Consider the following 25729-nt stretch of genomic DNA (forward strand, 5'->3'; position numbering starts at 1 on the left):
AAAGAGATGGGCTATTTTTGGTAGGTAAAGCGTTTGACCTGCCAAAATAAACCTGTCCCTTTTTGGTCGGTCGCCGTTTGGGGGCGGATTGGCAACGCTGGCTGATTACGGTCTTGACCTGCGCTAGAATAGGGGCATCTGATTATCCGGGCGCATGGAGATTTGCGCCCGTATGTTGAGGAGGACTTTATGGCAACTGTTGCCGCACCTATCGACGCTACGTCGACCGCCGCTTGGAAGGCGCTCGAGGCTCATCAGGAGAAGCTCGAGGCCGAAGGTATCGACCTCAAGGCCTGGTTCGCTGCCGATGCAGAGCGCGTGAACAAGCTGAGCTTTGACGCCGGTGACCTGCACTTCGACCTGTCCAAGAACCTGGTGACCGATGAGACCGTCAAACTGCTGTGCGATCTTGCCCGCGAGGTGAAGCTCGAGGAGCGCCGCGATGCCATGTTCTCTGGCGAGCACATCAACACCACCGAGGACCGCGCCGTCCTGCACACCGCGCTGCGCCGCCCGGCAACCGAGAAGGGCCAGCTCATCGTCGACGGCCAGGACGTCGTCGCCGACGTGCACGAGGTCCTCGACCGCATGTACGCCTTTGCCGAGCGCGTGCGCTCCGGTGAGTGGAAGGGCGTTACCGGCAAGAAGATCGAGCATCTGGTGTCCATCGGCATCGGCGGCTCCGACCTGGGCCCGGTCATGGCTTACGAGGCTCTGCGCCCCTATGCCGACGCCGGTATCGACTGCCGCTATATCTCCAACATCGACCCCAACGACCAGGCCGAGAAGCTCAAGGGCCTGGATCCCGAGACCACGCTCGTGATTATCGTCTCCAAGACCTTCACCACGCTCGAGACCCTCACCAACGCTCGCGAGGTCAAGACCTGGATGCTCGAGCAGCTCAAGGCTCAGGGTGCCATCGACGGCTCCGAGGAGCAGAACGCCGAGGCCGTGGCCAAGCACTTCGTTGCCGTTTCCACCGCACTCGACAAGGTTGAGGCCTTCGGTATCGACCCCGCTAACGCCTTTGGTTTCTGGAACTGGGTCGGCGGCCGCTATTCCGTCGACTCCGCCGTGGGTCTGTCGCTGATCGTCGTGCTCGGTCCCGAGCGCTTCCAGCAGTTCCTCGAGGGTTTCCACGCCATCGACGAGTACTTCTGCAATACCCCGCTCGAGAACAACGCTGTCGCGCTAATGGGCCTGCTCAACGTCTGGTACGTCAACTTCTTCGGCTCTAAGAGCCACGCCGTGCTTCCGTACTGCCAGTATCTGCACCGCTTCCCGGCCTACCTGCAGCAGCTCACCATGGAGTCCAACGGCAAGCACGTCCGCTGGGACGGCAGCGCTGTGACCTCCGATACCGGTGAGATTTTCTGGGGCGAGCCCGGCACCAACGGTCAGCACGCCTTCTACCAGCTGCTGCACCAGGGCACCGTGGTGGTCCCGGCCGATTTCATCGCCTTCGCCAACACTGCCAACCCCGCAACCGACAGCGGCCAGGATGTTCACGAGCTGTTCCTGGGCAACTTCCTGGCCCAGACCAAGGCGCTCGCCTTTGGTAAGACGGCCGACGAGGTTCGTGCCGAGGGCACGCCCGAGCAAATCGTCCCGGCCCGCTGCTTTGAGGGCAACCGTCCGACGACCTCGATCTTCGGCGACACGTTGACCCCGTTCGCACTCGGCGAGCTCATCGCCCTGTACGAGCACATCACGTTTGTCGAGGGCACGGTCTGGGGCATCGACTCCTACGACCAGTGGGGCGTTGAGCTGGGCAAGCAGCTTGCCAAGCAGATCACCCCGGCCTTCCACGACGACGCTGCCAAGGCCGAGCAGGACGCTTCGACCCAGGCGCTCATCGAGTTCTACCGCGCGCATCGCAAGTAGTCTTTACGGCCGAGTTGGCTTATGAATGAAAGGGGCCCTTATCCGTTGGGATGCGGGCCCCTTTGCTATTTGAGTGGGCATGAGGGCGTATTGAGGGGGGATGTCTTGCAGTCGGCATCCGCGTGCGGTGCCATTCGCTGTCCGTAAATATACGTCTACAGCTAATTTCATACCACTTGCCGGAATGAGGGCGCTGTCCTTGCATGTCGGGCGTAGATTGAACGTGGTTTTTCGCGTGAAACCACGAATCGGTTGTCAGCCCTGAACAAGGAGGCCCAGCATGACGCTTGCCAAACCCATCAATAAATACATCGACTATATCGATGCCCCCGAGGACACGTTTGAGCAGTATGTCGAGAAGGCGCTAAAGTACAACTTTCGCTGCGTATTTGCGAACCTGCAGGAGTACGAGACGGGCCGCGCCATGCTCGAGGGCTCTGACATCATCCTTGCCGGCGCTATCGACTTTCCCCAGGGCACTATGACGCTTGAGGAGAAGCTTGCGAGGTTTGAGGAATACGCTGCGTGTGGCTTTACCGAGATTGACTACGTTTTGAATCAGGGGTCGATCGAGAACCGCGATTTTGATGCCATCGAGCGCGAGATGACTGCCGTTGCTGATTTTTGTCGCGCGCATGGCATCACTGACAAGGTAATCGTTGAGATGTGCAAGCTGGACGGCGACGACGCCGCCAAGCGCCGTGTATGCGAGATCGCGCTGGAGGCCAAGCCGGGATTCCTTAAGACATCGACCGGCAGAAGCTTTGGCGGTGCTAAGCTCGAGGACGTGCGGCTGATGCACGAGGTGCTCGGCGATTCCGTGGCAATCAAGGCGGCGGGCGGTATCCATAATTACGAAGAGGCTTGCGCATTCATCGAGGTCGGCGCCAGCGCGTTAGGTGCATCGGCGGGCATCGCGATCGTCGAGGGCGCACCGACGGATGAGCGTCGCTAGCAGACGTATTTGACCTGAGCGATAAAGCTTCACGACCACACGCCGTTCATGTTCGGGACAATATGACCTTTTACCCCGTTGCAGACAGAGCCGCAGTAGGTGTTCTGTATGATGACTCAGGCAAGGTTGTTCAATGACAGGGAGGCTTATATGGCAATCAAAGCCATCGCAATGGATATCGACGGTACGCTCACCAACGACCAAAAGGTCATCAGCCCGCGTACGCGCGAGAAGCTGCTCGCGGCGCAGGAGTCGGGCATTAAGCTCATTTTGGCTTCGGGCCGTCCCGCATGGGGGCTGCACGCCTTGGCGCAGGAGCTCGACCTTCAAAACCATGACGGTCTGCTGGTGGCCTTTAATGGCGCGCATGTGGTCGACGCTCAGACCGATGAGGTCCTTTTTGACCAGGCCATGCCGGCTGACGAACTGCACCGTCTGATTGATCATCTGCGTAATTTTGACGTGATCCCTATGATTTCGCTTGGTCGCGATCTGCACGTCGAGGACTCGTACCGCTGCATGATTACGCTGCCGGATGGCTCGCAGAAGAATATCGTCAAGTATGAGCGCGACGCGTGCGATCTTAAGATTCGCGAGGTGGAGAGCCTGCATGAGGTCGTGGACACTTATCCCGTGGACAAGCTGCTCACTGCGGGCGACCCGGCCTATCTGCAAGCGCATCACGAGGAGATGTATGCGCCCTTTACTCAGACGCTTTCGGGTATGTTTACGGCCGACTGGTACTTTGAGTTTACGGCTCCCGGTATCGACAAGGCCCGCGCGCTCGAGGGTGCCCTGCCCAAGCTCGGCATCGATGCCAGCGAGGTCGTCTCGTTTGGCGACGGCCAGAACGACAAGTCCATGATTGAGTGGGCCGGCACCGGTGTTGCCATGGGCAACGCGGTTGACGAGGTTAAGGCCGTGGCCCAGATGGTGACTGCCAATAACAACGAAGACGGCATTGCGGTGGCGCTGGATAAGCTGCTGGGTTAGAATCGCCGATTAATGCATGGTTCGGGCGCCTGCTTACAGGCGCCCTTTTGTTAGGGAGGGTGCCGTGTCCGCATTTCCGTTCGACGCCGTTATCTTTGACATGGACGGCGTCATTGTCGATACCGAGTATTACTACCTGGGCGAGACTGCCGCGTTTGCCAAGGAGCTTGGGCTTAACCTGACTCAAGAGGAGTTGAACGGGCAGATCGGTACCTCACATCAGTTCTTCCTGCATATGCTGGTCGATTGGTTTGAGCGCGCCGGTAAGGGGCATTTATCTGGCGAGGAAGCGTTGGCCCGTTGGGACGAGTGGGCGCATAAGCGTCCGCGCGACTATCAGGCTTTGATTAACCCAGGCGCCGTGGATACGATTCGAGAGCTGCCGCGCCGCGGCGTTCGCGTGGCGCTTGCCAGCTCGTCTCCCATGGATAGCATCGAGGAAGTGCTCAATGCGTGCGGGCTGTCGGATGCCTTTGAGTATGTGGTGAGCGGCGAGCAGTTTAAGGAGAGCAAGCCCGAGCCCGACATCTACCTGCATGCGCTGGACCTGCTGGGACTGCCCGCGAATCGCTGCTGCTGCGTTGAGGATTCGGTACCTGGTATCACTGCCGGCAAGCGAGCCGGCCTGACGGTCATTGCCAAGCGCGAGGAACGCTTCGGCTTTAGCCAGGATGCCGCGGACAAGATTATCGACCAGCTGCCGGAGCTGCTGGAGCTTGCGTAGGACTTGGACGGCACATCTACCGTCATAATGGTATCGTTGTCGTCTTTTTGCCCACAGGGGTTAGCGAAGGCCAAAAACAGAGTGCACATTTGCTAAAACTGCCGACTCAATGTGCTTTGCGTCACAATTTTTGAGTGAGGCGATGCGCGTCGAGGTCCATGTGAGCGATCTGATGAGCGACTGCGCGCTTGTTTCTGCGTTTGCTTCGGCTGGGGCGTCGGTTTCAAGCAGTAGACGATTGAGCGGAATCTGTCGTGCGTATTCGCGACCGCGCTTGGTGGCGAGCATACGATCGTTCACGGAAAAATAGCAGCCCACATTACGCGCGCGGGCGAGTTCGTCCGAAGTGCCGCTAAACCAGTGGAAGATGATAGCGGGGGAGTCGGGGTTTGGGATGAGTAGTCCATGCGATTCGAGGACGTCCAGTACGGTTCCTGCCGAACGAACGGCGTGAATTGATATTACGCGCCCGGCAAGAGGACACTGCGCGAGCGCATCGCAGAGCCGGTCAAGTGCCTGCATTTGAAGCGGTTCGCTTCCGGCAAAGCGCGCGGAAAAGTCGAGCCCCACCTCGCCGATGTAGCGCTCTTGGGCAGCAACTTTGCAAAGCAGATTGACTTCGGCAGGACCGCAGCGGCCGTCGGCGAGCCACCAGGGATGGAGGCCAACGCCCGCGATAATGTTTGGGTAACGGCTGGCCCGCTTTTTTGCTGCCGCGAAGTCGCGCGGGTCGACCCCGCAATCAAAGACCCCCAGCCCTATAGCCGCAGTTTCGTCGGCAACAGCATTCGGGTAAGCCATCAAATCAAGATGGCAGTGTGCATCAAATAACCGGGGCTCCATCTCGGCGCACTCCGCTAGTCCAGGCGCTGGCCATCGGCGCGCACGCGCTCGGTGCCGCGCCCACTGATCTGGCGGATAACCTCGCCGGCAATCATCTGACCCATGATGGGCGGCATAAAGCTGGCGGTTCCAAGCTCGGTACGCTCGTGGATGTTGGAAGGGTCGCGGGGCTGTGTCTTAACCGATTCCTCGCAGCTAAACAATACATGTAGGCTCTTGATTCCGCGCTTCTTACATTCTTTGCGCATAATGCGGCTCATGGGGTCACGTACCGTATCGAAGATGTCGGCAAAGCGGAGGCACTCGGGATGGAGCTTGTTGGCCCCGCCCATGGAGCTAACCAAACGAATGTCGTGGTCCTGAGCATATTTGGCAATGGTGAGCTTGGCCGAGATGGTGTCGATGGCGTCGACGACGTAGTCGAGCTTGCCGCCCGTCTGCTCAAAAACGCTCGCAAAGAACTCGTCGATGTTGTCGCTCAACAGGTATTCGGTGCGCTTGATAACGGTGGCGGCGGGATTGATATCGCGAATCATGGCTTCCATCACGTCCACCTTGCGCTTGCCGACGGTGCTGTGGAAGGCGATGGCCTGGCGATTGATATTGCTGGGCGCGATGATGTCCTTGTCCAGAATGACGAAATGACCGATGCCGCCGCGGGCGAGTGCCTCGCAGCAATTGGAGCCCACGCCTCCGCAGCCGAGCACCAGCACCGTAGCATCGGCGAGCTTATCGAGTGCCTCGCGGCCCATGATGATCTCGAGCTTGGTGTCGCGTGTCTCGATGGCGGCTGCGGCAGCGGTTTCGGTCATAAATATCCTCCGATGGGGAAGCGAATCGTGTTTTAGCTATCGCCATTATAGGTATTATTTCGATTCCATTTGAGCCCTTGGGGCTTGTTGAAATGGGATCGGGATTCGCATAAGATTGAAGCAGATGGCGCCCGTTGCCGCGGGTTAGCCAACTCCGAAACACGTTTATGGCGTGAGAAGTGGCCGTCTTCGCATTACGCGGGGCGGCTATTTTTTTGAGTACAAGATTAGATAGTTAGACAAACATCTAAATATCGAGTATAGTGTGCGCGTCGAACGAAATACTGAGAGGAGGTCCTATGCCGGGAGAGGGTTTTAAAGCGCTGGCCGATCCTACACGGCGTCACATTTTGGAACTGTTGCGCAAGGGCAATTGTACGGCCGGGGAGCTTGCCGAGCATTTCGATATCAGCAAGCCGTCGTTGAGCCATCATTTGGCGACGCTCAAAAACGCCGGGTTGGTGACCGATGAACGTCATGGCCAAAACATCGTTTACAGCTTAAACACCACCGTCATGCAGGACTTGATCGGTTGGTTTATGGGCTTTACAAACACTGAAGGTGATAAGGATGAATAACGAAAACAAGGGCATTCACGCCACGGGGGTATCGCCACGCGTGTGGATCGCGCTGGTCGCTCTATGCGTCGCCAATATCGTAGCGCACCTTATGGTGATGCCGAGCTTGCCTGCGCAGATTCCCACGCACTGGGGCGCGAACGGCGTTGACGGTTGGGGTCCCAGCTGGAAGGCCTCCGCGCTCGGCGTGCTGCCCCTGGTGCTTCTCGCAATGTTCTGCGTGGTGCCGCGCATCGATCCCAAAGGTGAGGCATATCGAACCTCGGGCAAGTTCTATCAGGGCTTCGTAATCGCCTTCACCTTGTTCATGTGCGCCATAAGCTGGCTGGGAGAGCTTACGGTCTGGGGCGTGGTGCCGGCGGTCGGTTCGGTCAACGTGCTGATTTCCGGTGCTGTCGGTTTGCTGTTCATTGGCGTAGGCAACTACTTGCCGCGTGTGAAGCAGAACTATACGCTCGGTATCAAGACGCCCTGGGCGCTTGCCGATCCCGAGAACTGGCGCCGTACGCAGCGTTTTGGCGGTGCCTGCTTTATGGTGCTGGGTGTTGGTCTGATTGTGATGGGCGTTGCGGGTAGCGTGCTTTCAAGTGAAGTTGTCGCCGCGGTGATTGCGGTTCTGGCGTTTGGTTCTGTCGGAGTCGTCTACGTCTACTCGTATCTGCTGTGGCGCAAATCGCAGCGAGCTGCTCGTTAAGGTTGCGGAAAACTAGCGTACGCAGTTCATAGTATGTTCCGGGGGACTTTTCCCAGGTAGTATTAGGGGGTATGGGTAACCGTGCCCCTTTTTCGTTACGTTTTAGAGCTGGTTTTCTCATCTCGTTTCCACTAAAGCGAAACAAGAATAGGGAAACAGCAGGTAGAAAGGATAAAACAGGCAAATGGCAGAGTTTATCTACCAGATGTATCAGGCTCGCAAGGCTCATGGCGACAAGGTGATCCTTGACGACGTGACCCTGAGCTTCTATCCCGGTGCCAAGATCGGCGTCGTGGGCCCTAACGGTATGGGCAAGTCGACCCTGCTCAAGATCATGGCCGGCATCGAGGAAGTCTCCAACGGCGATGCCAGACTTACCCCCGGCTACACCGTGGGTATCCTGCAGCAGGAGCCGCCGCTCGACGACGACAAGACCGTCATCGAGAACGTGCGCATGGCATTTGGCGACATGATCGCCAAGGTCGATCGCTTCAATAAGATCGGCGAGGAGATGTGCGACCCGGACTGCGACATGGATGCCCTCATGGCCGAGATGGGCAAGCTCCAGGACGAGATCGACGCCGCCGATGGCTGGGATATCGATTCCAAACTCGGCCAGGCTATGGATGCCCTGCAGCTGCCCGATTCCGACATGCCGGTCAACGTGCTTTCCGGCGGCGAGCGCCGTCGCGTGGCCCTGTGCAAGCTGCTGCTCGAAGCTCCCGACCTGCTGCTGCTCGATGAGCCCACCAACCACCTGGACGCCGAGTCGATCCTGTGGCTCGAGCACTTCCTGCACAACTACCAGGGCGCGGTGCTAGCCGTCACACACGATCGCTACTTCCTGGATAACGTTGCCGAGTGGATCTGCGAGGTCGACCGCGGCCACCTTTATCCCTACAAGGGCAACTACTCCACGTATCTGGAGACCAAGGCCGCGCGTATCGAGGCTCAGGGCAACCGCGACGCCAAGCTCGCCAAGCGCATGGAGGCCGAGCTCGAGTGGGTGCGCTCCAGCCCCAAGGCCCGTCAGGCCAAGAACAAGGCCCGTCTGGCTCGCTATGAGGAGATGGAGGCCGAGGCCCGCGCAAGCCAGAAGCTCGACTGGACCGACATCCGCATCCCTGTGGGCCCGCGTTTGGGCAACAAGGTGCTCGAGGCCCATCACCTGCACAAGGAGTTCGACGGTCGCGTGCTCATCGACGACCTATCGTTCACCCTGCCGCGCAACGGCATCGTGGGCGTCATCGGCCCCAACGGTGTGGGCAAGACCACGCTGTTCAAGACCATCGTGGGCCTGGAGCCGCTGACTTCGGGCGAGCTCGAGGTGGGCGAGACCGTCAAGATCTCCTATGTCGATCAGAACCGCTCCGGCATCGACCCCGATAAGAACCTGTGGGAGGTCGTCTCGGACGGCCTGGACCACATGATGGTCGGCGAGACCGAGGTCCCCAGCCGCGCATACGTGGCGAGCTTTGGCTTTAAGGGCCAGGACCAGCAGAAGCGCGCTGGCGTACTTTCCGGTGGCGAGCGCAACCGTCTGAACTTGGCGCTCACGCTCAAGCAGGGCGGTAACCTGCTGCTCCTCGACGAGCCCACGAACGACCTCGACGTCGAGACGCTGTCCTCGCTCGAGGCGGCACTGCTCGAGTTCCCGGGCTGCTCGGTGGTCATTAGCCACGACCGTATGTTCCTGGACCGCGTCGCCACGCACATTCTGGCGTGGGAGGGCACCGACGAGAATCCGGGCAACTGGTATTGGTTTGAGGGCAACTTCGAGGCCTATCAGGCCAACCGCATCGAGCGCCTGGGTGAGGACGCAGCCCAGCCGCATCGTATTCACCGCAAGCTGACGCGCGATTAGTCGAGCTCAGGTGACCTAACGAGAAAGGGACGATAACCTTGGGGGTTATCGTCCCTTTTTTACTTGGTAGAAGGCTCGACCTTGTCGATGGTCCAGGTGGCTCCGAGACCGCCGGTGGTGTTGCGGCGGATGCGCACGGTGACTTCGTGGCGCTCGCCGGCCTGCGTGTAGCGCAGGGGGAAGCTTGCGCGGTTTCGCGCGGCCTCGATGGTACCGCGCTCGCGGGCGATCCAGTAGTACTCGCCGACGATGCCGAGCGTGTCGGCGCCGTAGGGGAGATAGGTCGACAGCTGGTGTAGCAATGGGCTGGGGCAGAAGACCTCGGTTGCGAAATCGATAGGGAAGTCCTCGGGGATGGTCGGTGCTGCGGGCGCGGGGGTTGGGGCCGCTGCGGGTACCGAAGCCGGTGCCGGTGCGGGAATTTGGTCGCAAGCAGCGGCGGGTACGGACTCGATGACGGGTGCGGACTCCGGCGTCGCTTCCGGCTTGATCGTGGAATCTGCGGGCTTTACGGTGACTGGCGCGTCTGCAGTTGCGGTTTCAACCTCAACCTGCACCGCGCTCTCATTCTCGACGCTCGGCTTTGCCTCGGCTGGCGTGGATGCCATGGTGGTGATGCCGGCGTTTGCGTTCTCGGGGTCATAGACGACCGTGAGCGAGATGGCAGGCTGCGGTGTCTCGGGCTCTGGCGTCGACTCGGTAGCGTCTTGATCCGCGGGCTCGTTGGACTGATCGTCCTCGGCCTCGTCGCCAAAAACATCGCTGTTTTGGAACGCAGACGCCTCGGGTTGGTTGGCGGCTTCTCCGGTTGTCGACTTGGGAGTCTCGTTGAGCTCCGCAGTGGCTTCCTGCTCTGATATGACTTCGGGATCGGTCGTGGCGTCGATTTCGGTTTCGGCTTCTGTCGTTACCTCAATAGCGACTTCGATCTCCGCCTCGGGCTCGGGTTCCGGCGCGGCTTCAACCATGTCTTCGGGCTCGGGACGCTTAACGTGCTTGGGACGCACGGCCTTGAGGTCCTTCTCGCCGCGCTTTTTCTTTTTGTAGGACTGCTTGGCTCCCTTGGCAGCCTTGGGCTTGTCCTCGCCCTTGGCAAGGGCGGCATCCCAGGCTTCGTTGGCGATGACGGTGGCATACAGACGGCCGCCCTTAAAGACGGTCAGCTTAATGCAGTCGTCGAGCTCCTCGAGCAGCTCGCGCGTGGACTCGAAGCCCAGGTCATAAGCGGCCATGTCACCAGCGGCGAGCGCCTCCTCGACCTGCGTCATAAACGTTTGCTTGCCGCACCCAATCGCGTCGCGCAGCAGGCGATACAGATAGATGTGGTTGCCCAGCGATAGTGTGGGCTTAACTATTGTCTTGCTCATGGCAAATCTCCTCTATACACACCAAAGCATCTTACCATCGCATGGGGCTTGCCATCTCGTCGTCCAAGGCAAACGGGCGCGACCGTTGCCGGTTCGCGCCCGTTATGCAGGTCGGTTATCTATGAGAGGCAAACGTGCCTAGTTGCCCGATGCCGTGCCTTGGCTCGAGCTGTCAGATGGCGTGCCGGACGCGGATCCGCTCGAACTGTTCGAACTGTTCGAGCTATTGGTGTTGCTGTTGTCGGTGGAGCTTGTGCCCGATGTATTGCCGCTCGTCTGGTCGCCCGTGCTCGGTTGAGAGCCGTCGGTCGTTTGGCTTGAGTCAGTCGTGCCGGATTGCGTGCCGCTGTTGTTCACAGAGGAATCGGCGCCCTGCGATTGATCGGGGGCGTTCGAGGACGAGTCGGTGGATGCGGAGGTGTCCTGCGAGTCGTCCTGCTGGCTTTGCGATTGACCGGAGCTATCCGCGTCGTGCTCGGTCGTGCGCGACGATAGGATTGGCTCGGGGCGCTCGCCCAGACCTTCACCGGCGGTGGTGATAAGGATGGCGCCGGCGCAGGCGATGACCGCGACGATGGCGATGGCGATCGAGAAGACGATGACCTTCTTTTGCGTCTGGCTGCGCTCTGCCGCCGCCTTGGCACGCAGACTGTTGGGGGCGACGCGCGCCGTGGTCGCGCGCCCCGCAACCTGGCGCATCTCCTGCGTAGTCGCGGCGCCGCCCAGGTGCTCCTCGGCATTAAGGTCAACGGGCTCATAGGCGCCGGCAGGGTAGTCGACGGCGGCGTGCGTGCCTTTGAGGGCTTCGGCGCTGGCAGAGATAAAGTGGCGGTAGACCTGCGAGGACACAACGGTGATGACCGAGCTCACGGCGGCACCGATCACCGATCCGGCGATGCCGATCTTGGAAGCAAGTGCGACGCTCGTGGCGGCAGCTGCGGCGCCGGCGATGATTTGGGGAATGGAAATGTCGTCGAACAGGCCCTTTTTGGGCGCGATGGCCATGGTCTGTCCGATGGAATGGTTTTCGTGAACGCCGTTGTTGAGTGCGGCCGGTGTCATGACGCGCGTGCGCGGCGCGTCGGTGTACTTGGTTGTCATACGGGGCCCTCCCGGTGTAAATCTGCTTCGTTTCGTGTAGCCATCAGGGTACCCACCAGATGTGAATCTTACGTGACATTTAACAGATACCATCAACTCATCAATAGCTCACCAAATTGGTGGGATGCGGTTACACCCGGCGGTTGAACTACAATAGGGCTTGCTAATTGTTGTGAATGGCGTCTACGCACGGGAGCATTCTTATGAATCTTCACCTTTCTCAGTCTGATGGCTTTTTGCGTGTGGCGGCGGCCTCGCCGCGGATTCGCGTGGCCGATGTCGAGGGCAATGCCGAGGTTGCGCTGGCGGCTGTTCGCGAGGCGGTCGAGCGCGGTGTCCGTGCTCTGGTGCTGCCCGAGCTTAATCTGTGCGGCTATACCGCGGCCGACCTGTTCCATAACCGCACATTACTGCATACCTGCGAGACCGCACTGGCACATATTCTCGATGAAACCCGCGAGCTGCCGATTGTCTTTACCATCGGTCTTCCCGTTGCGGTGGCCGAGAATATCTACAACTGTGCCGCCGTGTGCTGCGCGGGCGAGCTTTTGGGCCTCACGGCCAAGAAGTATCTGCCCAACTATGGCGAGTTCTATGAGCGCCGTTGGTTTGCTCCGGCGCCCGCCGATCCCGTGTGGGTTGAGTTTGCCGGTCAGGGTCCGGTTCCGCTGGGTTCGGGGCTTGTCTACCGCTGCTGTGATGAGGGCGCCGAGGATTTGGTACTCGGTATTGAGGTCTGTGAGGACCTGTGGGTGCCGGCGCCCCCTTCGACCGAGATGGCGCTTGCCGGTGCGACGGTGATCCTCAATCCGTCGGCCTCGGACGAGATTATCGGTAAGGCAGACTATCGCCGCAGCCTTATCTCTAACCAAAGTGCGCGCCTGTACTGTGCCTATGCCTATGCAGACGCGAGCGAGGGCGAGTCCACGACCGACATGGTCTTTGCGGGCGAGAACCTCGTCTACGAAAACGGCTCGAAGCTCGCCGCCACGAAGCTCCTCACCTGCGATATGGCGGTGGCCGACGTTGACCTCGACCGTCTGGTTGCCGAGCGCCGTCGTTCGACCACGTGGACGCGCGCGGACGATGCACCGGAGGCCACAACCGTTGAGTTTTCGTTTGAGGGCGTGCTGGCCGAAGAACCTGTCCTGCGCGATGCGCTCGACATCGACCGTGTCTTCCCCCGCGCGCCCTTTGTGCCGGCCGACCATGGTGACCTGGCCGGGCGCTGCGAGACGATCCTCAATCTGCAGACTGCCGGCCTCAAGACTCGCCTTGCCCATACGGGTACCAAGGCTGCAGTCATCGGTCTTTCGGGCGGCCTGGACTCTACGCTGGCACTGCTTGTGACCGTGCGTGCCTTCGATGCACTGGGGCTGCCGCGCACCGGTATCACAGCCGTGTCCATGCCTGGCTTTGGCACGACGCGTCGCACCAAGTCCAATGCCGAGTCGCTCGCTCGCGACCTGGGCGTGAGCTTCCGCGAGGTTTCGATCCACACGGCCGTGGAGCAGCACTTCAAGGACATTGGGCACGATCCGGCCGTCCAAGACGTGACCTACGAGAACAGCCAGGCCCGCGAGCGTACGCAGATTCTGATGGATCTGGCCAACCAGGCTGGCGGTTTTGTTATCGGCACGGGCGACCTGTCGGAGCTGGCGCTCGGCTGGGCTACCTATAACGGCGACCACATGAGCATGTACGCCGTCAACGCGAGCGTGCCCAAGACGCTTGTGCGCCATCTGGTACGTTATGCCGCTGATGTCTTTGGCGGGCGTATTGCCGAGGTCTTGCTCGATATCCTCGATACGCCGGTGTCCCCCGAGCTTCTGCCGCCGACGGGCGACGGTGAGATTGCGCAGAAGACCGAGGATTTGGTGGGCCCGTACGAGCTGCACGATTACTTCCTCTATTACCTGCTGCGTTTTGGCTTTGAGCCGGGCAAGATCTACCGTATGGCGCTCAAGAGCTTTGAGGGTGTCTATGACGCCAAGACCGTCCACACGTGGTTGCGTACGTTCTATCGTCGCTTCTTTGCCCAGCAGTTTAAGCGCAGCTGTATGCCCGATGGTCCCAAGGTGGGCTCGGTGACGCTCAGCCCGCGCGGCGATTGGCGTATGCCGAGTGACGCCAGCTCGCGTCTGTGGCTTGCGCGGATCGACGCGCTCAATCCAATTGACTAAGGTTGGCTAAATTGAACCAATACGGGGGTTGCAAGCGTTACACTTTTGCAATCTGATGGCCCGTATCGCGCGGCGCTCTTGTCGGAGCGCCGTTTTTTTATATCGAAAGGTGGCACCATGCAGGCATCGCAGCGTCTCGACCGCTTTGGCGCGGAGGTCTTCGCCTCGCTCAACAACAAACTTCTTGCGCTGAAGGCTCAGGGCAAGACCATTTACAACATGAGCGTGGGCACGCCCGACTTTAAGCCGTACGACCACGTGGTCGAGGCGCTCACGCAGGCTGCCCAAAATCCCGAGATGTGGAAGTATTCCCTGCGCGACCTGCCCGAGCTTAAGCAGGCCGTGTGCGATTACTATGAGCGTCGCTTTGGCGTTTCGGGCATTACGCCGTCCATGGTGCAGTCGTGCAACGGCACGCAGGAGGGCGTGGGTCATTTGGGCCTGGCCCTGCTCGATCCGGGTGACACCATTCTGGTTCCCGATCCGTGCTATCCGGTCTTTGAGGCGGGCGCCAAGATCGCCGATGCCAAGCTCGAGTACTATCCGCTGGTGGCGGAGCACAATTACCTGCCCTATGTGGCGGGCATCGATCCCGAGGTGGCCGATCGTGCCAAGTACATGATCGTGTCGTTGCCCGCCAACCCGGTGGGCTCGGTGGGCACGCCCGAGGTCTACGAGGAGATCATCGCCTTCGCCCGCGAGCACGACCTGCTGATCGTCCATGACAACGCGTACTCCGACATCGTGTTTGACGGCGAGCCCGGCGGCAGTTTCTTGCAGTATCCCGGTGCGCTCGAGGTGGGCGTGGAATTCTTCTCGCTTTCCAAGTCGTTTAACGTCACCGGTGCGCGCATCGGCTTTTTGGTCGGCCGCGAGGATGTGGTCTCAGCCTTTGCCAAGCTGCGCAGCCAGATCGACTTTGGCATGTTCTTCCCGATTCAGAAGGCCGCCATCGCCTGCCTCAATGGTCCGCGCGATGAGGTCGAGGCGCAACGTCTGAAGTACCAGGAGCGCCGCGATGCCCTGTGCGACGGTCTTGAGGACCTGGGCTGGGAGCGTCCCAACGCGCATGGCTCTATGTTTGTGTGGGCCAAGCTTCCCGGTGGCCGCACCGATTCCATGGCGTTTTGCGAGGAGCTTATGGAGAAGGCCGGCGTCGTGGTGACGCCGGGCGCGAGCTTTGGCCCTTCGGGCGAGGGGCACGTGCGCATGGCGCTGGTCCTGCCGCCCGATCAGATCGCTTTGGCTGTCGAGGCCATTCGCGAGGCGGGCCTGTATTAGAAGGCTATTTGGGCTCGTCAATAGCTCGAAACCGATTTCGTGCAGTTATTTTACGAATCCTTCAAACAATTTCGGTAAACGGTCGATTTTTGGCTGCGTATAGGAGCATAATCAAAGTCCCGATTGGATGTATTGGGATTACGGCAAGCCGCTCGGGTCGTTCCCGGGCGGCTTGTTTGTGGAGAGAGATGGGAGTTTCTAATGGTTAACGAGAAGAAGGTCGCTATTGTCGGCTGCGGTTTCGTCGGTTCGTCTTCGGCGTTCGCGCTGATGCAGAGTGGTCTGTTCTCCGAGATGGTTCTCATCGACGTGGACAAGAACCGCGCCGAGGGCGAGGCCCTGGATATTGCGCACGGCATGACGTTTGCCGAGCCGATGAAGATCTACGCCGGCGATTATTCTGATGTCGCCGACGCCGCCATGATCGTCGTCACCGCTGGCGCTGCTCAGAAGCCCGGTGAGACCCGCCTGGACCTGGTCAACAAGAACGTCAGCATCTTTAAGTCCATTATTCCCGAGATTAAAAAGTCTGGCTTCGACGGCATTCTGCTCATCGTCTCCAACCCGGTCGACGTTCTGACCTACGCCGCCATCAAGATGTCCGGTCTGCCCGAGGGCCATGTCATCGGCTCCGGCACCGTGCTCGACACCGGCCGTCTACAGCAAATGCTCGGCGCCCACGTCGAGGTTGACCCGCGCGACGTTCAGGCCTATGTCATGGGCGAGCACGGCGACTCCGAGTTTGTCGCCTGGTCCAGCGCTCAGGTTGCCGGCGTGCCGCTGAACACCTTCTGCGAGCTTCACGGCCACCTGGAGCATGAGGCTGCCGAGAAGCGCATCGCCGAGGACGTCAAGAACTCCGCCTACACCATCATCGAGAAGAAGCACGCCACCTACTACGGTGTCGCTATGGCAGTAAAGCGCATCTGCACTGCCGTCATGCGTGACGAGCAGACTGTTCTGCCCGTCTCCTCGCTCATGGTGGGCGAGTACGGCCTGTCCGATCTTGCCATCTCCATGCCGACCGTCGTTGGCCGCGACGGCGTTGTCTGCCGCGTCCCCGTGCCGCTGAACGATGACGAGCAGCATGAGCTCACTGCCTCCGCAAAGGCCCTCAAGGACATTATCGACAGTGTCGACTTTTCCTGCTAAATTCGGCTCGTTTAAGCAACAGGCTACAACGAAGGCGTCCGGGCCCATGTGACCCGGGCGCCTTTTTTGATGCATTGGGGACAGGCTTGTTTGCACCAATCTTCGATGCGCCTGGGGTGGACTCGACCGCTATACTGGTTCGTGCCAAAAGCGATCTAGAACGGAATGCCGTATATGAAAATCAATCACGCGATTCTGCATATCCTGGACTTTGACTCTGCCGTCAACGTCATGAGCCAGCGCGAGCTGGATATCGAAAGCCGTACCGTGCGCAGCTTTGTGACCACGCATCTGCGCCGCGCACGTACCTCGGCCGACAATAAGCGCGCCACGTTTGCGGAGAACTCTGCGTTTGGCGGCGAGCTCAAGGGCTATTTCTTTGGTGAGCGTGAGTTCGTGGACTTGTCTCAGCAGATTGCGGAGTTTATTTCCTCCGAGCTCACCAAAGCCGAGAAAGCCGAGTCCACTGACGTGCTTGTGGCGGACTTTGACGATGATGAAGATGCCCGCTGGTTTGCCGTGATGCTGCTGGGCTCCAAGCAGGCATTCATGCACGAGGTGGGTCGCGAAGAGGGCGAGGTTCGTAACGACATCGCGCGCCACTACGCCATTTTGCCAAACCCCTCGCAAAAGGTGCCGAGCTATGCCATCGTGCGTGCAAGCACCATGGAGATCGGCTATGTGGACAAGAAGCGCAAGATTGCCGGCGAGGACCGCATGCTCATTCCCGACGGCCTGCTGCAGTGCGACACGGGGGTTTCGGGTAAGGAGGTCATCGACACGGTGACGCGCGTGGTCGAGGAAGTCGCCGAGGAGCACGGCGCCAACACGGCCGTAGCGCTCGCCAAGGTCAAAGCCGCCGTTGCCGAGAAGGTTGAAGACGACGAGGAGCTGCCGCCTTGGGATATCGTCGATGAGGTCTTTGAGGACGAGCCGGTCATCAAGGAGAGCGTGCGTGCGGCGCTGACCGAGGAGAAGGTGCCCGAGCGCGTGCCCGTGGAGCGCAAGCAAGTCGAACGCGCGGCGGTGCGCAATCATAAGATTCGTACCGATACGGGTATCGAGATCAGCTTCCCGGCCGAGATGGGTTCTAACTCCGAGTACATCGAGTTTGTCAACGAGCCCAACGGCCTCATCTCCATCGAGCTCAAAAACATCGGCAGCATCGAGAACCGATAAGTTGCGTTGCGCCTACAGCGGGAAAGCAAAGGCCGAAGCCCTGGATGGGGTTTCGGCCTTTTTACTTGGGGCTTAATCACGTTGCAGGTTGAGCATAAGTCAGCGAAAACGACCCAGAGCGAGCAAGGTGACGTGAAAGAGGAGGGCATTGACCTTCTGGTCATGCCCACGATTGAACGTCGGATTGCCGCTTAGGGGCGTTTGCAGCGTCGACCGGTCCGTCGTTCGTTAGAACGACGGAACCAAAGGTGCAGCGTCGACAAGTTACGCGGTTTGGTAAAACCGCGTAACCCTACAGCTGGCGCAGGCCTTCCTCGAGACCGGTCTTGCTGTCGGTCTTCTCGTCGCGCATCTTGATAACGCGGGCGGGGACACCGGCGACCACGGCGCCGGCGGGGACGTCCTCGACGCACACGGCGCCGGCGGCAACGACAGCACCCTTGCCCACGCGCACGCCTTCCAGGACCACAGCATTGGCGCCGATCATAACGTCGTCCTCGATGATGACGGGGGTGGCGCTGGCGGGCTCCACGACGCCTGCCAGCACGGTGCCGGCGCCGATGTGGCAGTTCTTGCCCACGGTGGCGCGACCGCCCAGCACGGCGCCCATATCGATCATGGAGCCTTCGCCAATGACGGAGCCGATGTTGATGATGGCGCCCATCATGATGACGGCACGGTCGCCGATCTCGACGCGGTCGCGGATGATCGCACCCGGCTCGATGCGGGCGTTGATGCCCTTGAGGTCGAGCATGGGCACGGCGGAGTTGCGGCAGTCGTTCTCCACGTCGTAGTAATCGATGGAATCGACGTTGGCGTCGAGGATTGCCTTGAGCTCATCCCAGTCGCCAAAGACGGTCTTGCCACGGCGGCCGCCATAGACATGCGCATTGCCCCACTGGACCTTCATGCCCGGCTTTTCGCGCACGTACAGCTTGACGGGCGTCTTCTTGGGCGCGGTGGCGATATAGTTGATAATCTCCTGTGCATCCATTTCGGCTGCGTTGCTCATTTGCGGTCTCTCCTTTGGGTGGATCCGGTTGATACCTGGTTAGGCAAACATGACCTGGTCGAACGTATAGAAGCCGTGCTCGCGGGTGACGAGTTTCTGCGCGGCTGCCAAGGCGCCGTTGACAAAGATCTGACGACTCGTGGCGCGATGCGTGAGCGTGACCTCCTCGTCCTGGCCAAAGAAACTCACTTCGTGCACGCCGGCGACAGTGCCACCGCGCAGCGAGTGCATGCCGATCTCCTTGGGGTCGCGCGCTCCGCACATGCCCTCGCGGCCATAGACGGGGTGGTAGCCTGCCTCGGGCTCGGCTTCGACGACGGCGTCGAGCAGCAACTTGGCAGTGCCGCTGGGGGCGTCGACCTTTTGGTTGTGGTGCGTCTCGACGATTTCGCAGTCAAAGCCGGGCAGCTCTCGCGTGGCCTGTGCCACCAGATGACGCAGGGCTGCGATACCGATGGAGTAATTGCCGGAGTGCATGACGCGGGTGCTCTGACCCAGCTCGCGCAGGCGATCCATCTGCTCGGGCGTATAGCCTGTGGTGCCCGAGACCAACGCCGCGCCCGTGCGCTCGACATAGGCGACGACGGCGTCGAAGGTCGCAACGTTCGAGAAGTCGATGATGACGTCGGCTGCCGGAGCGTTCTCGAGCTCTGACAAGTCGAAGCCGATCTGGGCGACGATGTCAAAAACGGGCTCTCCGGCAGCGTCGACAATACCCTCGGCGGTAGTGCGGATGAGCGAGCCCATGCGGCCCGTTCCCATAATGACGGTCTTAATCAAGCAGACCAGCTCCCTTCAGAGCATCGGTAAGTGCGGAGCGCGTATCGTCTGCCATGGGGCACAGCGGCATGCGGTAGTTTGCCTCGATCATACCCATCTGGGCGAGCGCTTCCTTGACGGGGATGGGGTTGACCTCGCTAAAGAGGGCATTGATGAGCGGCTGGCCGGCAATCTGGATATCGCGGGCACGTGCCACGTCACCGTCCAGATAGGCGCGGCACATGTCATGTACGAGCTGCGGCTGCACGTCGGCCCACACGCTGATGGTGCCCGAAGCACCCAAGCTCATGAGCGGCACGGTGAGCGCGTCCTCGCCCGAGTACATGCGGAAGTCGTCGGACAGCAGGTGGGCGATCTTGGCAGCGTAGGCGACGTTGCCCGAGGCTTCCTTAATACCCATGATGTTGGGGTGCGCGGCCAAGCGCTCCACGTTGCGCTCGCTGATGCCGCAGCCACAGCGGCCGGGGATGTTGTACAGGATGCAGGGGATGTCTACGGCATCGGCGACGGTCTTAAAGTGCTGGTAGATACCCTCTTCGTTGGATTTGTTGTAGTAGGGGGTAATGAGCAGCAGGCCGTCGGCCCCCAAGCCCTGGTAAGTGAGCGACTTGGTGAGCATGGTCTGCGTGGAGTTGGAGCCCGAGCCGGCGATGACGGGGACGCGTCCTGCAACTTGCTTGACCACCGCGGCGACAACGGAGTTGTCCTCGTCGTCGGTCATCGTGGCGCTCTCGCCGGTGGTGCCCAGGGCGAGGATGGCGTCGGTGCCATTTTGCAGGTGGAAATCGATAAGGCGCTCGAGCGCATCAAAGTCGACACTGCCGTCCTTTTTAAACGGCGTAACCAGGGCGACGATTGAGCCCTCGAGATTGCGGATGTCCATGTTCTTCTCCTTCGCTTCGGCGATCTGGATGCGCTTGTTCCATTGGGCGGCGACTGCCAGGCGCTCGTCTTGGGCGCGGTGGCGGGCACTTTCGGCGCGCGACTTGGCCAACAGTTCTCGGCCGCACGGCAGCACGTCGAGCGTGGCAAAGTAATCGCCCGGGCGCTCGGCGCGGCGGATGAGGTCGGCCGCGCCATCGGGGCGCAGCAGGACCTCGGCGGAGCGCAGCCGTCCGTTGTAGTTGTAGCCCATGGAGTAGCCATGCGCACCGGTATCGTGGATTACAAGCAGGTCGCCCATGTCGATATGCGGTAGCTCGCGATCGATGGCGAACTTGTCGTTGTTCTCGCACAGATTGCCCGTGATGTCATAGGTGTTCGTGACGGGCGCTGTGCCCTTGTCGGCGCCGCCCGGCTGACCCATCACCGTAATGTGGTGGTAGGCACCATACATGGCGGGGCGGATCAAATCGACGGCGCTTGCATCGACACCGATATAGTCCTTGTAGATCTGCTTCTCGTGGATGGCCTTGGTGACCAGGCAGCCGTAGGGGCCCATCATAAAGCGGCCCATCTCGGTGTAGATTGCCACATCGCCCATGCCTGCGGGGACCAGGATCTCGTCGTATGCCGCGTGCACTCCCTCGCCGATGGCGTGAATGTCGTTGGCCTGTTGTTCGGGCAGGTAGGGGATGCCGACGCCGCCGGATAGATTGATGAAGGCGACGTGTGCGCCGGTCTCGCGCTCCAGGCGCACGGCAAGCTCAAAGAGGATGCGCGCGAGCTTGGGGTAGTAGTCGTTGGTGACGGTGTTGCTGGCAAGGAATGCGTGGATGCCAAAGTCCTCGGCACCCTTGGTCTTGAGCATACGGAAGGCCTCGAAGAGTTGCTCGGTGGTCATGCCGTATTTGGAGTCGCCAGGGTTGTCCATGATGCCGTTGGAGAGCTGGAACAGGCCGCCCGGATTAAAGCGGCAGCTGACCGTCTTGGGGATGGGTCCCGCAACGCGCTCAAAGAACTCGATGTGGCTGATGTCGTCAAAGTTGACGATGGCACCCAGCTTGTCGGCGAGCTCAAAGTCCGCAGCCGGCGTGTCGTTGGACGAGAACATGATGTCGTGTCCCGTGATACCCAGCGAGCGGGCGATCATGAGCTCGGTATAGCTCGAGCAATCGCAGCCGCAGCCGTATTCGTTGAGAATGGAGATGAGTGCCGGGTTGGGGTTGGCCTTGACGGCAAAGTATTCCTTAAAGCCCGGGTTCCACGCAAAGGCGTCGCGCACCTCTTGCATGTTGCGGCGGATGCCCGCCTCGTCGTATAGATGAAACGGCGTGGGGAACTGCTCGACGATATGCTCGAGCGTCTCCTTGTCCACAAACGGCTGCTTGGCCGCATATGCCTCGTTGGGGGTCAATGCCATGTCCCGTAAACCTCGCTATCCAGACGGCGCCATCTGCGCATCGAATCCGCATAGCGTGGACCCAATGTCCGGATAGCGCTCCCGCATTGCTGCAGACAGTCCTGTGGGTGTTTCCCACAGGCCCACCAGGTTGTTCGTGCCCGAAAAACCCAGTTCGGCGGGTTTCGCCTCCCCGCGGGGTCAAAGCCTGCCGACTCGCCCGCGGCTCTTCGTGCCCGCGCCTCTATCAAGTGGTAAAGACCCTATCACGTTGCACTTTACCAAACAAGAGTATTCGTATATAACGTTTAAAAAATGCAGGGATATGCTGGAAACATGTGCGCCACAATCCTGTATCACAATAAGTTGCAACAAATGTGCCTCACGAAGGGATCCTCTATGACCGAGCTCCAAGAACTCCGTCGCTATCGCCGCGATCTCCATCGCATTCCGGAGCTCGATTTCGATCTTCCGCAAACCATTGCCTATATCGAGGGCGTGCTGGCACCGCTCACCTGCGAAGTGACCCATCCGTGCCCCAGCTGCGTCTGCGCTTTCTTCGACGCCGGCGTTGATGCCGCGCATGCCACGGCGATTCGCGCCGATATGGATGCGCTGCCCATTGAGGAGGCGACAGGGGCGGCCTTTGCCTCGACCCATCCCGGCAAGATGCACGCTTGCGGACATGACGGTCACATGGCCATGGCACTTGCCGCCGCGACGTATGTCGACCGTACGATTCGCGAGCAGCCGGGCGTCATGAGGCGCAACGTGCTCTTTGTGTTCCAGCCGGCCGAGGAAACGACCGGTGGTGCCAAGACGGTATGCGAGAGCGGCGTGTTCGAGCGCTATGGGGTCGACCGCATTTTTGGCTTCCATGTGTGGCCCGATCTGCCTGCCGGCACGTTGGCGAGCTGTTCCGGTCCGCTGCTGGCGCGTTCGAGCGAGACGCATATCTATATTCACGGTACGAGCATCCATATTGCTAAGACCTATGGCGTGCCGGTCGAGGAGTCGCACGATGCCGCGTTGGCGGCAGCGAAGTTTTTGGTTGCCGAGCGCGAGCTGATGGACGAGCTGGGCGGCGACGAGCCCTGTATCGGCAAGTTTGGTCTGCTGCAGGCCGGTACGGTTTGCAACGCGGTGGCGGGGGAGGCCCATGTGGCCGGAAGCCTGCGTGTGTTTACGGACGGCATGTTCGACCGGGCGCGCGAGGGCGTGCGCCGCGTGCTGGACGATGCCTGTGCCGCAACGGGCTGCACGTACGATCTCGACTTTGCCGAGGGCTATCCGCCGGTCGACAACGACTCCGAGTTGTTCGCCAGCGTCGCGCCTGCCTTGCCCGGCCTGCAGCTTGTGGAGGAGCCGCTGTTAATTGCCGAGGACTTTGCGTTCTATCAGCGCCATCTGCCGGGCGTGTTCTTCTTGCTGGGCACGGGTGTGCCGGAGGGTCAAGAAAACCCGAGCGATTCGGATGGCTGTCCCGCCTATGCCACGAGCGCCCTTCACACTGATACCATGCTCTTTGACGAGGAAATTCTGCTCAAGGGCCTCGATGTCTACAAACGATTGCTTTTGCTTGGTTAATCGGCGCGGGCGCATGTTCTAGAAAATACGAACAAATGTACGGTATAATAGAGATGTATGTCTGTAGAAACGTTTGACGTTATTAACGTAAGGCAATACTATGATTGCATCGTACAAAGATGAGGATACCGAACGTTTTGCAATGGGTGTGCGGGTCAGGAGGTTCGTGCCCTTTGAGCGGGTCGCATTGAGGAAGATTCGTCAACTGCAGGTTTGTGCTTCACTTGATGACCTTCGCGTTCCTCCGGGCAATCGTCTTGAAGCGTTGAAGGGCGATCGCGCCGGCCAATATAGTATCCGTGTTAATGAGCGCTATCGGGTCTGCTTTGAGTGGAGAAAGGGGATGGCTTGGAATGTCGAAATCGTCGATTATCACAAGTGATGAGACCGCGCCCGATTTGCTGTCACCGGTGACTCCTGGTGAACTTCTCAAAGAGGAATTTCTTGTTCCTATGGGCATTTCTCAATATCGTCTTGCTAAGGAGACCGGGATTCCGGCACAGCGTATTGGGCAGATTATTTTGGGGAGGCGTCGTGTTACGGCTGACACCGATCTTCGCCTTTGCCGCTACTTTGGCCTAACGGATGGTTATTGGCTGCGCGCCCAGATAGCGTTTGACCTCGAGGCGGAAAAGAGGCGCATCGAGCCGGAACTGGATAAGATCGTTCCTGTTCAGCAGGCTATCGCATTGTAGTGTTCAAAGATGTTGAGGTTGGAGTGACGATGGGGCGACGCCGACAGTCTGCCGTTTATAGTCCCGGTGGGTGTGGATGCGGCTTGTTGTTGCTTCCGGTTATTGCTGTGAGCATTGGCGTTATGTTTGCGCTTGCCGGGTTGGCGGCAGCGGCACTCGTGTTGCTGATCGTGGCCATTGGCGTGACGATTTGGCTCTGCCGCAATCGCGAGCAACGCCATGCCGACGGCAAGACCGATGTGGGATGGATTGTCTTTTTGGTTACCGCCTACCTGTTGAGCATCGGCTACCTTGTGTTCTTTGTTTTGCTGCTCGTTAGCACCTTTACCGGGGAATCCGTCACGGTGGGCTAGGCTTCGACGAGCCTTTTGAGGATGAGGCGAGGGGGCGGATGGGACATGTTGTTCAAGACGGAGTGCGACGCGCGGGCGGCAAGAAGATCGCGATTCCCATCGGCAAGCAGGACGCGACCGTCTTCCGCAAGGTGATGAGCGCAAAAGACGCCATCTAAGAGTTCGCGCCGGCGCTAGGGACGGCCGATCAGGAGCGGGCACTGCGTATTGCCCGAGTGCGGGCGAGACGGATGGTGGCGTGGATGATTCGCGCTTATCTTCCTTACTTTCGGATTATTCACCAAAAATAGCTGTGCGGGCACATCACGAACAATCGCCAAACAAGGCATAAACACGGGCGCGGGGCTTATCGGCTTCGTGCTCTTCTTCGCCATAAGAAACGACAACAGCAGAGCGGTTAGCCGAGCGCTAATTTTCGTCTGGAAAGCGAGTGGTATGATTCGACCTACAGGCCTTTCAAACTGAAACGGCGGAATTAACATGGGAAATGCTGTTATAACGCTCAGGGATTTGATGCCGGTGGCGCACCCAGAGAAGACAAAGATCAAATTCAACATGAATGCTGGCGACGTGAACGTGCGCGCGTACGACATGCTGTTGAAGGACACCTCGACCCCCGAGAAGACCGATAGCGGCTCGCGGTGGTACGAGATGAACGCGTGGAGGAGCGCGACGGGACAAGCGAATAACAACCTCAACCATGCAGATTACCTGCTCTCATTCGCACAGTACTACACCTACGGGCCCGAGTACTTCATCTTCGGCGGCATGCACAAAGTGGAGAAGGCAGTACCCGAGGTGCTGGGCGGCGTGGGCTACAAGTTGACGCTTCTTCCCGACTACGAGGCCTACATCAAGCGCCTCATCATCAAGTTGAAGAAGCCTATCGGGCGCGACATCTACAACAAGTTCTACGAGAACACGATGCACGACTTCGAGCCCGTAGTGTACGAGTACTCGATGAGCCTGGGCAACGTTGCCCCTTTTCCTGGCTACAAGTACGTGTGTATCGACCACAAGACCTTGCAGGCCGTTATCGCCAGCGTGGGCTCCGACTGGTACTGGGCGCTGGACAACGTGAAGGGCGTCTACTGCATCACCGACACCGCGACGGGGAAACTCTACGTGGGTTCGGCCTCGGGCGACAGCAAGAAGGACGCGGGCGCGGACTTGGGTATCTGGCAGCGCTGGAGCGCCTATGCCAACCCCATGGACCCGACTGGCGGCAACAAGGAGTTCAAGGCCATCGTGGCCGAGCACGGAACTGGGTACATCGTGGAAAACTTCACCTACTCCATTCTAGAGGTGTGCGACACCAAGATGACCACCGCCGAGGTGTGCGAGCGCGAGAGCCACTGGAAAGACGTGCTTTGCTCGCGCAAGTTCGGCATGAACTGGAACTAGGTGCGCG

23 protein-coding genes and 1 riboswitch are annotated in these 25729 nt (G+C 59.8%); of the genes, 16 read left to right on the forward strand and 7 right to left on the reverse strand.

Annotated features, from left to right (window positions below; translation table 11 throughout):
- Window positions 1-189 precede the first annotated feature (189 nt).
- The 4 genes from pgi (at window position 190) to ACTNA2_RS03170 (ending at window position 4556) form a co-directional block, all read left to right on the forward strand.
- Window positions 190-1884: a glucose-6-phosphate isomerase gene (pgi, locus tag ACTNA2_RS03155; protein ID WP_427727819.1), complete on the forward strand. Its 1695-nt coding sequence runs from the start codon at window positions 190-192 to the stop codon at window positions 1882-1884.
- Between the two features lie 280 nt (window positions 1885-2164).
- A complete protein-coding gene (gene deoC / locus ACTNA2_RS03160) occupies window positions 2165-2839 on the forward strand; it encodes a deoxyribose-phosphate aldolase (protein ID WP_441048590.1) in 675 nt (224 codons plus the stop codon).
- A gap of 150 nt (window positions 2840-2989) precedes the next feature.
- Window positions 2990-3832, forward strand: coding sequence for a Cof-type HAD-IIB family hydrolase (locus tag ACTNA2_RS03165; RefSeq protein ID WP_441015803.1), 843 nt, complete (start codon window positions 2990-2992; stop codon window positions 3830-3832).
- 64 nt (window positions 3833-3896) lie between these two features.
- Window positions 3897-4556 (forward strand): HAD family hydrolase, encoded by a 660-nt coding sequence (locus tag ACTNA2_RS03170; protein ID WP_441048591.1) that lies wholly within the window; start codon window positions 3897-3899, stop codon window positions 4554-4556.
- 60 nt (window positions 4557-4616) lie between these two features.
- Here ACTNA2_RS03170 and ACTNA2_RS03175 read toward each other — a convergent pair whose 3' ends face one another.
- Both ACTNA2_RS03175 and ACTNA2_RS03180 read right to left on the reverse strand, forming a co-directional pair.
- Window positions 4617-5399 carry a TatD family hydrolase gene (locus ACTNA2_RS03175; protein WP_441048592.1) on the reverse strand — a complete coding sequence of 261 codons (783 nt, stop codon included), beginning with the start codon at window positions 5397-5399 and terminating at the stop codon, window positions 4617-4619.
- A gap of 14 nt (window positions 5400-5413) precedes the next feature.
- Window positions 5414-6211: a tRNA threonylcarbamoyladenosine dehydratase gene (locus tag ACTNA2_RS03180; RefSeq protein WP_441048593.1), complete on the reverse strand. Its 798-nt coding sequence runs from the start codon at window positions 6209-6211 to the stop codon at window positions 5414-5416.
- A gap of 299 nt (window positions 6212-6510) precedes the next feature.
- Here ACTNA2_RS03180 and ACTNA2_RS03185 point away from each other — a divergent pair, with 299 nt between their 5' ends.
- From ACTNA2_RS03185 to ettA, 3 genes are all read left to right on the forward strand, one after another.
- Window positions 6511-6789 (forward strand): autorepressor SdpR family transcription factor, encoded by a 279-nt coding sequence (locus ACTNA2_RS03185; RefSeq protein WP_427727824.1) that lies wholly within the window; start codon window positions 6511-6513, stop codon window positions 6787-6789.
- A complete protein-coding gene (locus tag ACTNA2_RS03190) occupies window positions 6782-7483 on the forward strand; it encodes an SdpI family protein (protein WP_441048594.1) in 702 nt (233 codons plus the stop codon). The genes ACTNA2_RS03185 and ACTNA2_RS03190 overlap by 8 nt, the downstream gene beginning before the upstream one ends.
- Before the next feature lie 184 nt (window positions 7484-7667).
- Window positions 7668-9347: an energy-dependent translational throttle protein EttA gene (ettA, locus tag ACTNA2_RS03195; RefSeq protein WP_055251458.1), complete on the forward strand. Its 1680-nt coding sequence runs from the start codon at window positions 7668-7670 to the stop codon at window positions 9345-9347.
- Window positions 9348-9406: 59 nt separating this feature from the next.
- Here ettA and ACTNA2_RS03200 read toward each other — a convergent pair whose 3' ends face one another.
- Complete coding sequence (locus ACTNA2_RS03200) at window positions 9407-10714, reverse strand: hypothetical protein (RefSeq protein WP_441048595.1); 1308 nt, start codon at window positions 10712-10714, stop codon at window positions 9407-9409.
- A gap of 138 nt (window positions 10715-10852) precedes the next feature.
- Window positions 10853-11815: a hypothetical protein gene (locus ACTNA2_RS03205; RefSeq protein WP_441048596.1), complete on the reverse strand. Its 963-nt coding sequence runs from the start codon at window positions 11813-11815 to the stop codon at window positions 10853-10855.
- Window positions 11816-12018: 203 nt separating this feature from the next.
- Between ACTNA2_RS03205 and ACTNA2_RS03210 the strand changes: the two genes are divergently transcribed.
- The 4 genes from ACTNA2_RS03210 to ACTNA2_RS03225 all read left to right on the forward strand — a co-directional run bounded on the left by ACTNA2_RS03210 (window position 12019) and on the right by ACTNA2_RS03225 (window position 17610).
- Entirely contained in the window at window positions 12019-13998 is a 1980-nt protein-coding gene (locus tag ACTNA2_RS03210) for an NAD(+) synthase (protein ID WP_441048597.1), read from the forward strand.
- A gap of 117 nt (window positions 13999-14115) precedes the next feature.
- Window positions 14116-15279 (forward strand): pyridoxal phosphate-dependent aminotransferase, encoded by a 1164-nt coding sequence (locus tag ACTNA2_RS03215; protein WP_154517336.1) that lies wholly within the window; start codon window positions 14116-14118, stop codon window positions 15277-15279.
- 201 nt (window positions 15280-15480) lie between these two features.
- Entirely contained in the window at window positions 15481-16431 is a 951-nt protein-coding gene (locus tag ACTNA2_RS03220) for an L-lactate dehydrogenase (RefSeq protein ID WP_089573042.1), read from the forward strand.
- 174 nt (window positions 16432-16605) lie between these two features.
- Entirely contained in the window at window positions 16606-17610 is a 1005-nt protein-coding gene (locus tag ACTNA2_RS03225) for a nucleoid-associated protein (protein WP_118377194.1), read from the forward strand.
- Window positions 17611-17902: 292 nt separating this feature from the next.
- Here the strand turns inward: ACTNA2_RS03225 and dapD are convergent, their stop codons facing one another.
- The 3 genes from dapD to dapA are packed head-to-tail and all read right to left on the reverse strand — an operon-like array spanning window position 17903 to window position 21704.
- Window positions 17903-18622, reverse strand: coding sequence for a 2,3,4,5-tetrahydropyridine-2,6-dicarboxylate N-acetyltransferase (gene dapD, locus ACTNA2_RS03230; protein ID WP_154517324.1), 720 nt, complete (start codon window positions 18620-18622; stop codon window positions 17903-17905).
- A 39-nt stretch (window positions 18623-18661) separates the two neighbouring features.
- A complete protein-coding gene (dapB, locus tag ACTNA2_RS03235) occupies window positions 18662-19402 on the reverse strand; it encodes a 4-hydroxy-tetrahydrodipicolinate reductase (RefSeq protein ID WP_441048598.1) in 741 nt (246 codons plus the stop codon).
- A complete protein-coding gene (dapA, locus tag ACTNA2_RS03240; protein WP_441040964.1) occupies window positions 19395-21704 on the reverse strand; it encodes a 4-hydroxy-tetrahydrodipicolinate synthase in 2310 nt (769 codons plus the stop codon). Before dapA ends, dapB begins: the two co-directional genes overlap by 8 nt.
- 65 nt (window positions 21705-21769) lie before the next feature.
- Window positions 21770-21938, reverse strand: a riboswitch (Lysine riboswitch).
- Window positions 21939-22082: 144 nt separating this feature from the next.
- On the opposite strand from dapA, the gene ACTNA2_RS03245 reads away from it, so the two are divergent.
- The 5 genes from ACTNA2_RS03245 to ACTNA2_RS03265 all read left to right on the forward strand — a co-directional run bounded on the left by ACTNA2_RS03245 (window position 22083) and on the right by ACTNA2_RS03265 (window position 25722).
- Complete coding sequence (locus tag ACTNA2_RS03245; RefSeq protein WP_441048599.1) at window positions 22083-23270, forward strand: N-acetyldiaminopimelate deacetylase; 1188 nt, start codon at window positions 22083-22085, stop codon at window positions 23268-23270.
- 100 nt (window positions 23271-23370) lie between these two features.
- A complete protein-coding gene (locus ACTNA2_RS03250) occupies window positions 23371-23652 on the forward strand; it encodes a type II toxin-antitoxin system RelE/ParE family toxin (RefSeq protein WP_441015768.1) in 282 nt (93 codons plus the stop codon).
- A complete protein-coding gene (locus ACTNA2_RS03255) occupies window positions 23624-23965 on the forward strand; it encodes a HigA family addiction module antitoxin (protein WP_427727846.1) in 342 nt (113 codons plus the stop codon). The genes ACTNA2_RS03250 and ACTNA2_RS03255 overlap by 29 nt, the downstream gene beginning before the upstream one ends.
- Window positions 23966-24048: 83 nt before the next feature.
- Complete coding sequence (locus ACTNA2_RS03260) at window positions 24049-24318, forward strand: hypothetical protein (protein WP_441036914.1); 270 nt, start codon at window positions 24049-24051, stop codon at window positions 24316-24318.
- Window positions 24319-24798: 480 nt separating this feature from the next.
- Complete coding sequence (locus ACTNA2_RS03265; protein WP_427727850.1) at window positions 24799-25722, forward strand: GIY-YIG nuclease family protein; 924 nt, start codon at window positions 24799-24801, stop codon at window positions 25720-25722.
- Window positions 25723-25729 lie beyond the last annotated feature (7 nt).

The organism is Collinsella sp. HCP28S3_E9 (assembly GCF_052065455.1).
In the GTDB taxonomy this organism is placed as follows: Bacteria; Actinomycetota; Coriobacteriia; order Coriobacteriales; family Coriobacteriaceae; genus Collinsella.